Consider the following 15,801-nt stretch of genomic DNA (forward strand, 5'->3'; position numbering starts at 1 on the left):
ACTTATTAAGTAAAATGGAAAAGCCTCCGTGGAGATTGGAGGCTTTCATCTATAGAACAAACATTTAGTTTATCTTAAGCAGTTCCACATCAAATATTAACAATGACCCGCCACCAATCTTGCCCGTGCTACGGTTACCGTAGGCGAGTTCACTGGGAATAAAAAACCGCATTTTATCGCCAACAACCATAAGTTGTACGCCCTCGGTCCAACCTTTAATCACCCGATTAAGCGGAAATGCGATGGGTTCGCCGCGATCAACCGAACTGTCAAACACAGTACCGTCAATCAAAGTGCCATGGTAGTGGACTGTCACTGTATCGCTGGCTTTAGGATGAACTGTGCCATCGCCCTGAGTTAATACTTGATATTGCAAACCTGAAGCTGTGGTGATCACACCTTCTTTGGTTTTGTTTTGTGTTAAAAACTCATTGCCTAAACGGATATTTTCTTGGGCGGCTTTTTGGTCGTTCATCGAGGTAAAGAAGTAAAAAATCACCCCAGCAATCACCACAACGGCAAGTAACATTTTCATATAAAGAGCACCTTAGTTAATTTTTGCCATATTATCAGTTTTTTAGCATCAGATGCTATCGGCACCCGCGTGTGCGTTGAGCTGGATATCTGGTGCTACCAGTTCAAACCGTTAAAAACTCCCTCAAGACTTTATCCTGCTTTAGAGATCGCTTAATCTGTGGGCTTAAGACTCAATAAAAATTCAATAAAAACAAATAAGAACTAGGGCGTGTTGACGTTTTAGTTCAGATAATAAACAAGGAAAGTCTATGTTAAACAAAGCGGCAAAACCTCTGGTCAAACTCGTCGACCGATATCTACCCGATCCCTATATTTTCGTGCTTTTACTTACCTTAGTCGTATTAATTGCTGCTGTGGTTGCCGAACATAAAACCCCGCTGGAAGTCATCAATTATTGGGGTGATGGCTTTTGGACGCTGTTAAGTTTTTCGATGCAGATGCTGTTAGTGCTGGTGGCAGGATTTATGTTGGCAAGCTCCCCGCCGATTAAAAAGCTGCTCGATGCCATTGCTGGATTGGCTAAGTCGGCACCACAAGCCATTATTTTAGTGACTTTGGTGTCACTGGCCGCCAGTTGGATTAACTGGGGTTTTGGGCTAGTGGTGGGCGCGTTATTTGCCAAAGCCTTAGCTCACAAAGTAAAAGTGGATTATCGGCTGCTGGTCGCCAGCGCCTATTCCGGCTTTGTGGTTTGGCATGGTGGGCTTGCGGGTTCGATCCCATTAACCATAGCGACGGTGGGGCATTTCTCTGAATCGCAAATCGGTATCATCCCCACCAGTGACACCATTTTCGCGAGTTATAATTTATTGTTAGTGGCAATTCTGTTTGTGGTCATGCCCTTAGTGAATCGCTTTATGTTGCCAGAAGAAAAAGACAGTGTTTATGTCGACCCAAGCGCCCTTGATGACAAAGACGCTGAACTTGATTCTTCGGCGTTAGAGCTTAACTCTGCAAATATGAGCGAGCGTCAGCCTGAAAGCCGTCCTGCGGATAAGTTAGAAAATAGCCGTTTACTCGGCTGGAGCGTCGGTGGCGCTGGGCTTGTATATTTAGGTTATTACTTTTGGGTGCAGGGCGGCAGCTTAAACCTCAATTTAGTGAACTTCTTATTTTTATTCCTCGCCATACTGTTACATCAAACACCACGCAGTTTATTAACCAGTTTGAATGAGGCCATTAAGGGCGGCGCAGGTATTGTTATCCAATTTCCCTTTTATGCGGGCATTATGGCTGTGATGGTGCAATCGGGTTTGGCCCAAAGTATTTCGGAAGGTTTTGTGGCCATCGCTAGCGCCGAGAGCCTGCCATTTTGGAGCTTTATCAGTGCAGGAATTGTGAATATTTTTGTGCCATCGGGAGGTGGCCAATGGGCGGTGCAGGCACCGATTATGCTACCCGCTGCACAGGCTTTAGGTGCAGATGTTGCTCGGGTCGCAATGGCCGTTGCTTGGGGAGATGCGTGGACTAATTTGATTCAACCTTTCTGGGCACTGCCCGTGCTGGCGATTGCAGGCTTAAAAGCGCGGGATATTATGGGCTTTTGTTTAATGCAATTGATGATCACTGGCGTGATTATCAGTATCGCGTTGAGCTGGTTTTAAAGGCAAAATGACAGCCAATTTTGCATTTTAGAGTAAAGTGTAGGGCAATTTAAAATTGCCCTTTTTTATTGGCGATGAATGATTAAAACCACTTTTGTGGGTATTGCCGGCGGCAAAGTAAGTTGTGATACAGCCAACCAAAAGCCAGAATGAGCGCAACACCACTGGCGACGGGCATATACAGAAAATCCCAGTGCTGCGCCGTGAGCATAACGACCAGAGGATTAGCTCCCGCGGGTGGATGCACAGTATGGGTTAGCATCATCACCGCTATGCCTAATCCGACCGCAAGCCCTAAGGCTAGCGGGGAGACTCCTAAAGTATTTAGAATGATCAGTCCAACCAAACTCGTGAGTAAGTGGCCGCAGAGAATGTTTCTCGGTTGAGCGAGTGGACTTTCTGGCAAGGCAAACAACAACACCATAGTGGCACCAAAGGGGGCCATCAACCAAATGGTTTGCGGTGTTAGTTGTTCAAGCGTCGCTAAACTACTGATACACAACGTGGCTCCACACCCTGCGAGCAAGGCCATCTTTAGATTCTGTGGATTGATTCTTTGCATCTTTTCTCCCATTAATGGCTTGTGTTAAGCCCTTATTTTGATCATGAATTGTGGACGTGAATGCTCAGGCAAACCATCGCCGCTAACATGCTGTGGTGTTCCGTGTTCACTCTTGATTTCACTATTAACTTAATTTAGCTATCGAAGTAGACAGATTTGTCTACCGATGTGAATGTTCTCACGAGTAGACTGACTTGTCTACTCGTGAGAAGATAGGACTCATATTTGTTAGCTAAGATTTGCTAACAAATGTTTACCAAAGAAGAGGAATGAGTTGATGCAGGGCACTGAGATTCAGGCAGGTACGCCATCGGATAAACGGCAGCAATTGGTCACTACCGCATTTAAACTGTTTTATTTTCAAAGTGTGCATGGGGTGGGGATTAACCAGATTTTGCAGGAATCGGCGATCGCCAAAAAGACCCTGTACCACCACTTTGCCAGTAAAGATGAGTTAGTTGAAGCCGTGGTTCGCTATCGTGATGAGGTATTTTATCAATGGCTTAGCGAGCGAGTTAACGCATTGCCAGCGGGACGGGAGGGCATTGGTGGGTTATTTATCGCGCTCGATGATTGGTTTAATCAAAGAGTGCCGCAACTGTGTGAGTTTCGCGGCTGTTTTTTTATCAATGTCAGCGCCGAATTTACTGAGCCGAGTCATCCAGTGCACCAACTCTGCGCCCTGCATAAACTGCGAGTGGCGAGTTTAATTGAACAGCAAGTATCGGCATTGGGCTTGCCAGAAGCAAAGACCCAATTTCTCGTTGCGGCAATAGGTTTACTCAAAGAGGGTGCGACAGTGTCGGCGCAACTAAAAGGTGACACTCAGTCAGCACTGTTGGCGTTGTCTGTGGTTGAGCAGTTGATCGATACCGCGACTCATGCTGCTTAGAGTGCCACCCTTAGATAGCGATTCTTAGATAAGGCGCCTCATATAAAGGCCATTGTATAAAAGCCCTTACATAAGAGCATTAGATAAACATATCTACGGCGCCAGTTTTTATGCCATAACCCAGCACGGCTAAGTTGGCGACAACGGTGAGCCAAAAGACGTTTCTAAATGAGGCTTTAACGGACTTGTGTCTTAACAGGTTTTGGGCAAATAGAGCGCCGGGCCAACCGCCCATGAGGGCGAGCAGATGTAATGTGCTTTCTTTAGTGCGCCATTTGTTACGTTTAGCGGCGGATTTATCGATGGCATAGGCGATAAAGGTGAGCAGGCTTAGTGTGAGATACATGCCCGTAATTCCGACTGGCAACATATGTTGCTGCGCTGCGCCGATTAAGCCTGCAAGAAAAATCACCACCAATAACAGCGGCATAAGGCTTGATCCTGAAGTGGCTGCATTTGATTTTTGAGTACGGCTACTTTGGGCGCGATTGGTTGTTTGAGCACGATTATTTGAAGTGCGACTGTTCTGAGCACGACCGCTTTGTGCTCGATTCTTTTGCGGGCGATAGTTTTGAGGTGAAGCGCTGTTGCCTGTTTTGGCAGGTTTTTTGTTTGTCATTATCTGGTATCAATCTCGTGTCAGTGTTTTTAAGCTTGCTTGTGTTCTTGTGATGCCGTGTATTTTTTAAATGCGAGGTGGCGCCACAGTTTCTCCAGCGGCCCTTGCTTGAAATAGCGTAAGTACAGGCTGGCTAACAGTAATTGCACTACTGAATAAACCAGCGCCATGGCCATGTATCCCCATCTATCTAAGCTCAATAGCAATTCGGGAGCTAAGTGTCTAAACACTAACACGCCAACGATGGATTGCAGAATATAGAGACTAAACGCGAGTTTGCCAACATTTTGCAGCGGAGTCAGTATATTAGGATTATTCTGGCAAACTTTAACTATAATATGGATGTAAATCAGCGCCATAGGAATAGCACTTAGCATGATTAACACATCTGAAAACGCAACAAGAATAGTATTTTTCGTTAAACCTAAGATGGTATCAAGCAGTGATAGCGTTACGCTTGCTAGCACTAACTTCACCAGTACCGATTTGCTAAAACCTTGCTCAAAAGTCCCTTGTTGATACAAAGCCATGCCGAGCAACATCAAGCCAGCCGTAAACCACATTATGGTAAAAGGGATCACCAGTGCCATATAGCCAACTTGCATCAATTGCAGTAACAGTTGGTCGGCATAGCCAGAGGTCCATGCGCTGTATTGCTCTGCAAATAGACTCGATTCTCGAGTGAAAGGTTCATCGCTGCCCGTAAGGCTAACCAGCGTGATGATAACTAAGGCGCTTAAAATAAAAATATTCGCTTTGCGCTTAAGGGCTTCAACACTTAAATCTTTGTAACACAAAGCTAAAAATCCGCTGATGCCATAGGTGAATAAAATATCACCTGACCAAATAAAAATGCCGTGGAGTAGGCCAAATACAATTAACCATTTTAAACGTGATCGCAGTAGGGAATAAGCTTCTAGGCCTTTGGCGCTAAATCGCTGATATTGAATAAAAAGCCCGACACCAAACAAGATGGAAAACAGACTGATAAAGCGTGCCTCGATGAAAAAGTTACTGAACACTTTGATAATGTGATCCGACAGCGGCTGTGTTTCATGGGGCGCATAGCCAAAAAAAGTAATGCCCATAAAATAGATATTCATAAAAAATATCCCCAACACAGCTAAGCCGCGAATAGCATCGAGGTTGGCATTACGCTGTGCGGGTATCGTCATTACAACAGGTTGCGTGGAGTCTGATCTTGACCAAGGGTCTTTAGGTAAGTTGGCTGGCACGTTAGCTGAGTTCCTTTCGCTAGTAGACATGTTCCACTTTTCACTGGAATTTGGGAGGGCTAGCCTAGCAGGCGCTAGCCTCCAATGAAATACAGTCAACACAAAAAGTAAAATACAGGAAAGGTAGAAAGTGAACTAGCGCCAACGTAAAAAGTGAAATACAAAAATGCAGAAACGGATTGAGAAGACTGTCGAACCATTACTCGCCGATATCTTCGTTCCAGAGTGTTGGATTACTGGCGATAAAGTCCTGCATCAATTGTTTGCACTCGGCATTATCGACCACAGTGACATCCACACCGCGGGATTTTACATAGGCTTCAGGCCCTTGGAAGGTAGCGTTTTCACCGACGATGACTTTTGGTATGCCATAAAGTAATACTGCGCCGCTGCACATATCGCAGGGCGATAGGGTGGAATACAAGGTCGCCCTTTGGTACTCGGCGGCGCTAAATCGGCCGGCATTTTCGAGACAATCCATTTCGGCATGCAGTACTGAACTGCCTTTTTGTACCCGTTTATTGTGGCCGCGCCCGACGATTTTGCCATCGATCACTAATACCGAACCAATGGGGATGCCGCCCTCGGCGAGTCCTTGCTTAGCTTCTTCAATGGCTGCCGCTAAAAATTCATCCATCTTGATATCCTTAAAATATGAACCCTGAGTATTGAACTCAGCATAGCACTCGTTTGGGAGACAATCTAAATGGTTTTGATTTGTTGCTTCAATAAGTCCCTCAGGCTATCGAGAATTGGCAGCGAAGCCATTTCTGGCCGATAAATCAGGCAGATATCAGCGGAGATGGTTTGTTTTAACTTAATAAACTTTACCCTAGGCCAAGGTTGTGAAGCATAACTTTGCGGCACTATGGATACCCTGTTATCGCCAGCGATGATAGCCATCAAGCTATTGGGCTCGACCATTTCCTGTACTAATTGCGGCATAAATTCTGCGGCCTGACAGCTGGCGATAATTAAATCGCTAGAGGCAGAATTGGCACGGCTGAGTAAGGTAAAAGGCTCATCTTTGAGTTCACTCAAGTCGATGCTTTTACGTCTGGCTAAGGGATGCTTACTTGCCAGTGCTAATACCATAGGTTCGCTGGTGATGGTTTCGGCGAGAAGGTGCGGCAAATTTAAGGTGTCGGCGTAGCGCACTAGGCCAAAATCGATTTCTTGATGTGCTAAGGCGACTTTTTGAGTTTCAGGTGATAATTCTTGAAATATCAGCTCATTATCAGGGCATTGCTTGCGAAAGCTTTTCAGTATGTCACCAAATCCCATCCAAAACAGCGAGCTCATGATGCCAATCCGAATATGGTTTCTATCGAGTCGCCCAAGCTGAGCCACTTGTTCCAATGAGGTATTCACCAGCTCGAATATTTGTTCGCACTTCTCTCTTAACAATTGGCCATAGGGCGTGAGTTCGACCTGACGAGTGCTGCGGGTGAACAGCTCAACGCCAAGGAGCGATTCTAACTCTTTGATTTGTGCGCTCAGCGGAGATTTCGATAAATGCAGTTGCTCGGCGGCAGCGGTAAAGTTTTTCACTTCAGCCACTCGATGGAAATACCGCAGCATCTTCAAGGTGACGAGTTCAGGTGCGTTTATCTTGCTCATCTTAGGCTCACCATTTTCTAGTTATTGTCATTTTTATCAGCACAATAGTGCGATTAATCGCGATTATTTGCAACCCTAAGCCCGCTTATACTGAGGGTCGCTTACTCTTTCATTCCCTTGCTATGAGGTACCTTGTATGAGCCATGATCCCGTTATTAATGCCCTTGCGACGATTCGAGCCCGTAAACCGAATTTCTCACCCCGTGCTGCTATGATTTTGGGCTCAGGGCTTGGCGCGTTTGCCGATAATTTAGATAATAAAGTGGTAATCCCCTATGAAGAGTTAGACGATTTTCCTGTGAGTACCGTCGTCGGCCACTCGGGAGAGCTTGTGCTCGGCAGCTTACATGGCATCGATATAGTGTGCATGAAAGGCCGCGGGCATTTTTACGAGCATCAAAGCATGAAGGTGATGACGACGCCTGTGCGTACTTTCAAACGTTTAGGGTGTGAATTGTTACTCGTGACTAACGCTGCGGGGTCATTACGGCCAGAGCGGATCGGCGTGGGATCATTAGTGATTTTCAGCGATCACATCAATACTATGCCGGGTACGCCCATGACGGGCGCAAATGATGATAACTACGGCCCACGCTTTTTTAGCCTAGCCAATGCTTATGATAAAGATCTGAGAGTAGAAGCCTTAAGTGTCGCAAAAGCCGCAGGCATTGAAGTGAATCAAGGGGTCTTTGTGTCTTACTCTGGCCCGTGTTTTGAAACCGCGGCTGAAATCCGCATGATGCAAATTATCGGTGGCGATGTAGTGGGAATGTCCGTGGTGCCAGAGGTGATTTCGGCGGCGCATTGTGGTTTGCCCGTGTTGGCTGTGTGCGCTATTACCAATATGGCAGAAGGATTGGGGGACGTGCAGTTATCCCATGAACAAACCTTAAAGTGTGCCAAGCTTGCTGAAGCCGACTTTATCCGTTTAATTGAGCAATTTACCGCAAGCCATTTCGCTTAATATTTTGCATAACGGTGCAGCTATATTGCGATAGGGCTGGGATTTTAAAAGCTCGTATCTAACAGTTCGTACTTAAACGTGAGCGAGCAAGGCGCCGCGCAATTCAGTTCACCGAATGTTTTTGCGAAATACGGCTGAAGGTTAAAAAGTAAAGGGAGCAAAGCTCCCTTTTTAAATGCTGACATTAAGTGTAAGTCTTGATTCAAAGCGTTTATTTTTGCGGTTTTTCTGAAATCCACAATTTGATATGTCCTTTCACCACAACCACTCCTTGGGTGTCGTAGGCGGTGACGGGGACCAGCATATCGCCGGGAGTCCATTGCTCTGGGGTCACTTCGGCGACACATAAAATATCGCTGCCTGCTTTAGCCGTATAATCCAAACTCATGCCCTTAGGTATCCAACGTAAATGTTTTGGAATAGAGGCTTCGGCCATCACGCCCATGGCCATTTCTAGACCATTACAAATCGCAATCACATGCACAGTTTTTATATGATTATGAACGGCATGGCGTTTTTTAATTAAACAGGCGCAATGATTAAGGCGTAATTCAGTGATCAGTGGTTTGATGGTGCCGAAATAGGGCGCCATGCGTGAAACTATGATTGAAAACAGTTTTTGGCCGAAGGGATAACGGCGAGTCTTATGGTAGAGCGCGAGCACTTTATTAGGTTTTTGTTCTGCAGTGCTAGAAGAGTCTGTCTGGCTCATGGTTATCCTTAATAATGGTGCAAAGGGGTGTTGTTATTTTGAGCCTGTTCCAAGTTGAGCTTGGGTTGCTCTGGTCGGATGAGTGTAACATTAGGATAACAACAAATACCAGTCGGCTTAATTAAGTAAACTTCATTTCGCGGTTTTAAGTGTAACACCGTATAATTGCGGCCAATTTGTCGTGTAGCGGCAATGGTATGTTGATTTAACTACAAGGACTCACAGTGAAATATTTGCTGACGTATTTTAAGGGAATGGCCATGGGCGCTGCTGATGTTGTGCCTGGCGTTTCGGGCGGCACCATAGCGTTTATTACCGGTATTCTCGATACTTTGCTCGATAGTGTAAAACGCATTAATCCTTCCCTTTGGGGCGTAATCAAGTCGCAGGGCATAAAAGGGGCATTTGCCCATATTAATGGTGGCTTTTTAGTGAGTCTGCTGGCGGGGATCCTGACCAGTATTTTTACCTTTGCGAAGCTGATTTCTTGGTTGTTGGCGGTACATCCCATCCCGATCTGGTCGTTCTTTTTTGGGCTTATTCTTATCTCTGTCGTGCATATGCTTAAGCAAGTGAGTGGTTTCACTGTAGCACGTTTAGGGTTATTTGCGCTTGGTGTGCTGGCTGCATGGGCGATTACTGTGCTGAATCCGGTCGCGGTAGAAGCCAGTTACATGAATATCTTTTTCGGCGGCGCGATTGCGATTTGCGCTATGGTATTGCCGGGAATTTCAGGCAGTTTCATCTTATTATTGTTAGGCTTATATCCTGTGGTCCTCGCTGCTGCTAAAAATATTCAGCTGGATATTTTGGCCTGTTTTGCTGCTGGTGCCGTGATGGGATTACTGACGTTCAGCCATTTATTGTCGGCGCTGCTGCGTAAATACCATGATGCCACTATCGTGTTTCTAACCGGATTAATGTTAGGTACCTTAGGTAAAATTTGGCCATGGAAAGAAATCTTAACTTGGCGGACCAACTCCCACGGCGAACAAGTACCTTTGCTGGAGCAAAATATTTCCCCGCTTAATTTTGAGCAAGTAACGGGTCAGCCTTCACAACTGATGTTAGCCATTGTGTGTATGTTAGCGGCGATTGCACTGGTTTGGGGGTTAGAGAAAGTGGGCAAAAGAGATTAGCCCTTTGTTACCTCAACATCATATCCAATAAAAGCAGCGAGATACGCTGCTTTTATTTTTTGCTCATATGCTTATCTTACTTGAATCAGGCCAGCTTTCGACTTTATTTCGACTTTAGGGCAATGTCATTTTAGCCCTGTTTTGGTTACAATCACAGTTCACATTTAGCGTACTCAGTCGACAGTCGACGTTATGTTCCAGTTTAAACTCAGTGAGAGTTTGCAGTTACGATAAGGATATACTTGTGGATAAAAAACAGGTCTCGTGGGGCGGTGTAGCGCTGGCGATTTTTGCTTTGGGTCATGTGGTTAACTTACTCATAGATAAACAGGATTCTGATATATCGCCCGAATTAAAACAGCAAATTTCTGACACGATCTTGGCTCACAGATCACCATCCACCGCGAATAATTCATTAACGTCCATCCCGAGCAATCTTGAGGTGGTCGACGATTCTACCAAAATCCCTATGCCTGCCCAGTTAGCCCAAGTGAGTCAAATCTACAGTAATCTCAGTGCATTTGCGGCACTCAAGCAAGACGGTACTGTGGTGGCATGGGGCGATGCTGAATGTGGTGGCGATATCAATAATGCCGCAGAGCCTCTGGTCAATGTAAAAGAGTTATACGCGGCGGAGAATACCTGTGGTTTTGCGGCCTTAACCCGTGATGACAAACTTATCCCTTGGGGGATGGGGATGAAGCAAGTGCTGACAGGCGTTCGTTCTTTTGTGTTGGCAGAAGGGCTTTATGCGGCCATCAAACAAGATGGTAGTGTAGTCAGTTGGTCTAATCTGGATTCAACACCAGCCGAACTGCTCTCGGGTCAATATGCTGCGCCTGCGATGACCAATATTGATTTTGTGTTGATTAATAAAGGTGCCTTTGCTGCCTTAAAGCTGGGGGGAGCAGTAGTGACTTGGGGCGATGCCGCTTATGGTGGCGATAGTCGCCACGTGGCCTCTGAGCTTAACCATGTCGATCTGCTCTATGCCAACAATAATGCTTTTACCGCGAGGACTGCGACAGGGAAATTAGTGTCTTGGGGCGGTGGCAGCGATGATCAAAAAGGCCGCGAACAACTGGCAAAACTCAGCCAATTAGCGCCTGCCGTGAAAGTTGTCAACACGGATCATGGGTTTGCGGCGCTGCTGGCGGATGGCAGCGTATATACCTGGGGTGAGGGCGAATTGACTGAGCATCATGTCGCGTTTCCAGCGCGTTTATCTACTACAAAACGCGCCAATAAAGTGATTGATATTTATGCAAATCGTGGCGCGTTTGCCGCCTTAACCATCAGTCGTCAACTGCACGTATGGGGCAGTAAATTCAATGGTGCCGATACATCAGTCCTACAGGATAAGTTGCAAAAAGTGCACAAGGTTTATCCCTTTGAGGAGGGGTTTGTCGCGCTACGCAGGGATAATACGGCCATTGCTTGGGAAGGTTGGGACTTGGTAGACAAGCAACCACGTTATCAAGAAGTCACTCAGGTGAGTAAAGTGGTGACCTATGAGCGGGAGTTTGCCTTTTTAAAACAGGATGGCACTGTGGTTGATGGCCACTCTGGACCCAAAACTGAAATCACCCAAGCAACGGATATTTTCCCGACAGGCTTAGGGTTTACGGTTAAACGCCAAGATGGTTCGATTGCGGTGTGGATGGGAGGCGAGGCTGCGTTAACATTAGATAAACAAGCCGTTGATTTGAGCCAAATGCGCGACATTCGCAGCAATTTGCTCGATGCCATTGCCTTAATGGCCGATGGCACAGTGCAGGCATGGAATATGATGGGCTTTAGCGGACAAGCTGCGCAATAACAAGCGCAATCACAAGTGCAAAAATAATAAAACCAAAGGGCTAAGGTTATTTACACCTTAGCCCTTTCTATTTAGGCGAGTTTTTTCTTGCTTTAAGCTTGATTGGCTTTGATTTCCCGCAGATAGCGATAAATCGAATGCACCGAAATCCCCAATCGAGTTGCTGCTACTTGAGCACTGTCCTTGAGTTCGAAAATCCCTAACTCGTGGAGTTGATTGACGATTTCGCGACTCTTTTGTGAAGTTGAAATCGCGGGATTCGCGCGAACCTCATGGTTCACACTGTCGATAGTGCTATGGAGCGCTTCATCAATATTGCGGGCAAACACTTCGGGCGAGCTGGTAAGTTCGCTGCTAAGGAGTTGCTCTGGCATCATAGTGCGCAGTACTGATTGCAGTGGTGCATCCATGTCGCTGTTAATACACAGTAACCCTATGGGTTGATTTTTACTGTTACGGATCACCGTCGTAATTGATCTTAGCGTCTTACCATTAGCACATTTAGTCAGGTAAGAGTTGGAAATATCCTGACCGGTTTTGAGCTTGAGCAAGGCAAGGTTGGTTATTGGAGCACCCACTTCACGGCCTGTGACATGGCCATTGGCAATTTTGACCACAGACGGATGTTTCGCATCTAGGCTGTGCAATACCACTTCTGTGTGTTGACCATACATGGCAGCGATGCCATCGACGATATTTTCGATGGATTTCAGAATATCCAGATCACTTTGCGTTAAATCTTGCAGTTTCACAATTTCAACCTTTAGTTATTAACCCGCAAATATTCAGCGGGTTAAAATCATCATGCCGACATAATATCGATAATAGTGACATCTGTGGATGACATGCCATTGAGGATCATTTTGCCAATGTTTTTAATGGTTTTCTCTACATCGGTAGCAATAATACCTTGGCCTGAGACATTGTGACTACTGAGCGCCATCAAAAATGAGCGCACGGCCGCACTGGATGAAGTGCTAACCTTCATGGCGCAGGACGCTTTAGCGCCGTCACATACCATGCCAGAGCTGTCGCTGATCACGTTTTGAATCGCGAAACAGGATTGTTCGAACGAGCCACCAGCTAAATACACCATGGCCATAGAAGCGGCTGCGCTGGTGACGGTATTGCCACAAAATGCCGACAGTGGTGGGTAATGGGACTTGATATAAATCGCCCCTAGATGGCTCATAATTAAGGCGCGGGCGAGTTTTTCTTCTGAAACCTTATAGCATTGTGCCGTCAATACCACAGGGATAGTTGCCGCTATGCCTTGATTACCACTACCAAGATTGCTCATGGCGGGCAAGTTCGCTCCGCCCATGCGAGCATCGGATGCTGCAGCAGTTAACATGACAATTTTGTTCAGTAAGTCTTCACCAATAATGCCGGCGGCTATGCCGCTTTTCATGGTGCGGCCGACTTCAAGCCCATAGGGATTCGCCATGCCTTCATCGGATAATTTGCCGTTTAGCTCAGAGGCTTCGAGAATGAATTTGATCTCTTTGAAGGGGACTTCTTCGGCGAAGCGATAAATAGACTCGATAGTGATATCCACGCCTTCACAGATGGAACCAGTGGCTTTAGCTTGCGTGCTATCGACACTGAAGACGGATTCGCCGTTGAGGCGCTTCTCGGCGATCAGTGTATGGCCGCCGCAGATTTTCACTAGGGCTTCGCGGTCGCCTTTTTTCGCGATGACACAACAATAGATAAATTCTGCTGTTTCGGTGCGCTCAACCGTCACCTTGCCCGCATCGATAAGGGCCTGTGCTCTAGCGACTTGTTCTGGCGTGATCACGGCCAATACTTCTAAGCCCGCATCCGGATTACCCGCAATGGCGCCTGCTGCAGCGGCAATTGCCAGACCGATTTTGCCTGTGCCAGGCACAAACACGCCCATAGAGTTTTTATAAAGATTGTCAGACACTTGTACTGCAATTGAATCGGGTTCAACACCCAGCAAGGCGCGGGCGACGGCGGCGGCGTAAGCGGCGGCGATGGGCTCTGTGCAGCCTAATGCGGGCTTAACCACTTGTTTAATGATTTGAATATACTGCTGCCATTGGGGTTTCATGAGCTTACAACCTTATGTTAATGCTTAGATTTTAACGTGTGCTATCGCTTCAACTTCTACTTTAACGCCCAGCGGAAGGTCCTTCACCGCAAAACAGCTACGAGCTGGGCAGTCGGTTTTAAAATAGGTTTTATACACTTCGTTAAAGGCGGCAAAGTCACTGATCTCTGCAAGATAACAAGTGGTTTTAAGAATCGTTTCTAAGCTGCCACCACCTGCTTCGAGCACGTATTTGAGATTCTCTAATGATTGAATCGATTGCTCAGTAATCCCACCGTCAACTACGCTGCCTTTCTTTTTACAAACAGGGAGTTGGCCAGAGGTAAAAATGAGGTTGCCATAGGCTGTGCCATGGGAATAAGGGCCAATGGCCGCGGGAGCACGTTCTGCGTGAATAATGGTTTTCATTGTCTCTCCAACTTGCAAATAAAATTGAATGCCTAGGTCGGCGTATGTGCAACATTATTTGTATTTTTATGTTTTATTGCAATTATTTTTTAATGAGTTTCATTTGTAACTGCGGTTTGTGCGCTATTTATCTCGTTTTCAGTCAAGTTGTGAGCTTTAACTCTTTGTTCAACAAAAGTTGAGTATTTTGATTGCTGAGTTTGTTTTGTTCAAATATATTTGCACAAAATAATACCAAATAGGTAAAGGTGAAATGATGGATGCAACAATTACTGCTGCACAGTGGAAAGCAGATACCCGCTTCGATAGTACGGATTGGGGCTGGATTATCATGAGTATCGGAATGGCGATTGGCGCGGGGATCGTATTCTTGCCTGTGCAGGTCGGTTTGATGGGGTTATGGGTTTTCTTACTGTCTGGCATTATTGGCTATCCTGCCATGTATATGTTCCAACGGTTGTTTATCAATACCTTAGCGGAATCTCCAGAATGTAAGGATTACCCGAGTGTGATTTCGGGTTACTTAGGTAAAAACTGGGGTATGTTGTTGGGTGGTTTGTATTTCATCATGTTGGTCATTTGGGTGTTTGTTTATTCAACGGCCATTACAAACGACAGTGCTTCATTTTTGCAAAGTTTTGGGATCACCAAAGCGTTATTGTCAGAAAATCCTTTCTATGGTTTAGCCTTGATCTGCGGTCTTGTTGCTTTAGCCTCCCGCGGTGAGAATCTTTTGTTTAAGATCTCTACTTTTATGGTACTGACCAAGTTGGGCGTTGTCGCCGTGCTAGGGTTATTGATGGTGGATAAATGGGATATCAATAATATCGGCGCTATCCCAGCAACGGGAGATTGGTTAAAAGATGCGGTCGTTATGCTGCCCTTTACGCTAACATCGATTCTGTTTATTCAAAGTTTAAGCCCTATGGTGATTTCATACCGTTCGCGGGAAAAATCCCTTGCGGTAGCGCGCTTTAAAGCGATGCGCGCTATGAATATTGCCTTTGGCGTCTTGTTTGTCGTGGTGTTCTTTTATGCCGTGTCATTCACCCTAGCAATGGGACATGATCAGGCCGTGCGTGCATCGGAAGAAAATATCTCGGCTCTTGCTATGGTTGCCCAAGGTATGCAGGGACAAACACTGAAATTGCTGAGTTTAACCTTGAATATTTTTGCGGTGATGACGGCTTACTTTGGCGTATATCTCGGTTTTAGGGAAGCTTGCCAAGGATTGACCATGAACATGCTGCGCCGTTATATGCCTGAAGATCGTATCAACAAAAAGCTTGTTGGTTACGGCATCATGATTTTTACCATTCTATTATCTTGGGGCGCGATTGTGTTGAATGCGCCAGTGCTGAGCTTTACGTCGATTTGTAGTCCAATTTTTGGTTTAGTCGGTTGTTTGATACCCGCTTATTTAGTGTACCAAGTACCTGCATTACATAAGTACAAGGGTGTGTCGCTGTATATCATTATTATCACAGGCTTATTGCTGTGTGTATCCCCCTTCTTAGCGTTTAGTTAACAGGGATAAAGTGGTACAAAAAGATAAGCTTTAAGGAATTAAAAAACCGGTATTAAGTGTAAGCTCAATACCGGTTTTCTATGTT

General features: G+C 45.9%; 16 protein-coding genes. 6 read left to right on the forward strand and 10 right to left on the reverse strand.

Annotated features, from left to right (window positions below; genetic code table 11):
* Positions 1-64 precede the first annotated feature (64 nt).
* Positions 65-535, reverse strand: coding sequence for an FKBP-type peptidyl-prolyl cis-trans isomerase (locus KO537_RS04055; RefSeq protein WP_219233910.1), 471 nt, complete (start codon positions 533-535; stop codon positions 65-67).
* Positions 536-785: 250 nt separating this feature from the next.
* On the opposite strand from KO537_RS04055, the gene KO537_RS04060 reads away from it, so the two are divergent.
* On the forward strand, positions 786-2,141 hold the full coding sequence (locus KO537_RS04060; protein WP_219233911.1) for a TIGR00366 family protein: 1,356 nt from the start codon (positions 786-788) through the stop codon (positions 2,139-2,141).
* Between the two features lie 82 nt (positions 2,142-2,223).
* On the opposite strand, the gene KO537_RS04065 is transcribed toward KO537_RS04060, so the two are convergent.
* Positions 2,224-2,703, reverse strand: a complete 480-nt coding sequence (locus KO537_RS04065; protein WP_131523614.1) for an HPP family protein — start codon at positions 2,701-2,703, stop codon at positions 2,224-2,226.
* A gap of 277 nt (positions 2,704-2,980) precedes the next feature.
* Here KO537_RS04065 and KO537_RS04070 point away from each other — a divergent pair, with 277 nt between their 5' ends.
* Entirely contained in the window at positions 2,981-3,595 is a 615-nt protein-coding gene (locus tag KO537_RS04070; RefSeq protein WP_219233912.1) for a TetR/AcrR family transcriptional regulator, read from the forward strand.
* 79 nt (positions 3,596-3,674) lie between these two features.
* On the opposite strand, the gene KO537_RS04075 is transcribed toward KO537_RS04070, so the two are convergent.
* The 4 genes from KO537_RS04075 to KO537_RS04090 all read right to left on the reverse strand — a co-directional run bounded on the left by KO537_RS04075 (position 3,675) and on the right by KO537_RS04090 (position 7,069).
* Positions 3,675-4,214 (reverse strand): DUF1294 domain-containing protein, encoded by a 540-nt coding sequence (locus tag KO537_RS04075; protein ID WP_251071017.1) that lies wholly within the window; start codon positions 4,212-4,214, stop codon positions 3,675-3,677.
* 29 nt (positions 4,215-4,243) lie between these two features.
* A complete protein-coding gene (locus KO537_RS04080; protein WP_219234024.1) occupies positions 4,244-5,449 on the reverse strand; it encodes a DUF418 domain-containing protein in 1,206 nt (401 codons plus the stop codon).
* 199 nt (positions 5,450-5,648) lie between these two features.
* A complete protein-coding gene (locus KO537_RS04085) occupies positions 5,649-6,086 on the reverse strand; it encodes a nucleoside deaminase (RefSeq protein WP_028761325.1) in 438 nt (145 codons plus the stop codon).
* A 65-nt stretch (positions 6,087-6,151) separates the two neighbouring features.
* The gene (locus tag KO537_RS04090) at positions 6,152-7,069 is read right to left on the reverse strand and encodes a LysR family transcriptional regulator (protein WP_028761324.1); all 918 of its coding nucleotides are present in this window, start codon (positions 7,067-7,069) and stop codon (positions 6,152-6,154) included.
* Positions 7,070-7,205: 136 nt separating this feature from the next.
* Between KO537_RS04090 and xapA the strand changes: the two genes are divergently transcribed.
* Positions 7,206-8,033: a xanthosine phosphorylase gene (gene xapA / locus KO537_RS04095; RefSeq protein WP_219233913.1), complete on the forward strand. Its 828-nt coding sequence runs from the start codon at positions 7,206-7,208 to the stop codon at positions 8,031-8,033.
* 211 nt (positions 8,034-8,244) lie between these two features.
* Here the strand turns inward: xapA and KO537_RS04100 are convergent, their stop codons facing one another.
* On the reverse strand, positions 8,245-8,745 hold the full coding sequence (locus tag KO537_RS04100) for a hotdog fold domain-containing protein (RefSeq protein ID WP_219233914.1): 501 nt from the start codon (positions 8,743-8,745) through the stop codon (positions 8,245-8,247).
* Between the two features lie 224 nt (positions 8,746-8,969).
* Here KO537_RS04100 and KO537_RS04105 point away from each other — a divergent pair, with 224 nt between their 5' ends.
* A complete protein-coding gene (locus KO537_RS04105; protein ID WP_028761321.1) occupies positions 8,970-9,884 on the forward strand; it encodes a DUF368 domain-containing protein in 915 nt (304 codons plus the stop codon).
* A 244-nt stretch (positions 9,885-10,128) separates the two neighbouring features.
* Positions 10,129-11,703 (forward strand): hypothetical protein, encoded by a 1,575-nt coding sequence (locus tag KO537_RS04110; protein ID WP_219233915.1) that lies wholly within the window; start codon positions 10,129-10,131, stop codon positions 11,701-11,703.
* Between the two features lie 92 nt (positions 11,704-11,795).
* Here KO537_RS04110 and KO537_RS04115 read toward each other — a convergent pair whose 3' ends face one another.
* From KO537_RS04115 to KO537_RS04125, 3 genes are read right to left on the reverse strand one after another with little or no spacing between them, the layout of a single operon-like run.
* Positions 11,796-12,455: a PAS domain-containing protein gene (locus KO537_RS04115; RefSeq protein ID WP_028761319.1), complete on the reverse strand. Its 660-nt coding sequence runs from the start codon at positions 12,453-12,455 to the stop codon at positions 11,796-11,798.
* Between the two features lie 50 nt (positions 12,456-12,505).
* Entirely contained in the window at positions 12,506-13,780 is a 1,275-nt protein-coding gene (locus KO537_RS04120; protein ID WP_219233916.1) for an L-serine ammonia-lyase, iron-sulfur-dependent, subunit alpha, read from the reverse strand.
* A gap of 24 nt (positions 13,781-13,804) precedes the next feature.
* A complete protein-coding gene (locus tag KO537_RS04125) occupies positions 13,805-14,188 on the reverse strand; it encodes a RidA family protein (RefSeq protein WP_173243577.1) in 384 nt (127 codons plus the stop codon).
* A 256-nt stretch (positions 14,189-14,444) separates the two neighbouring features.
* On the opposite strand from KO537_RS04125, the gene KO537_RS04130 reads away from it, so the two are divergent.
* On the forward strand, positions 14,445-15,716 hold the full coding sequence (locus KO537_RS04130; protein ID WP_168823082.1) for an amino acid permease: 1,272 nt from the start codon (positions 14,445-14,447) through the stop codon (positions 15,714-15,716).
* The last annotated feature ends 85 nt before the right edge of the window (positions 15,717-15,801 follow it).

Origin of the sequence: Shewanella sp. NKUCC01_JLK (assembly GCF_019345615.1) — a bacterium.
In the GTDB taxonomy this organism is placed as follows: Bacteria; Pseudomonadota; Gammaproteobacteria; order Enterobacterales; family Shewanellaceae; genus Shewanella; species Shewanella oncorhynchi.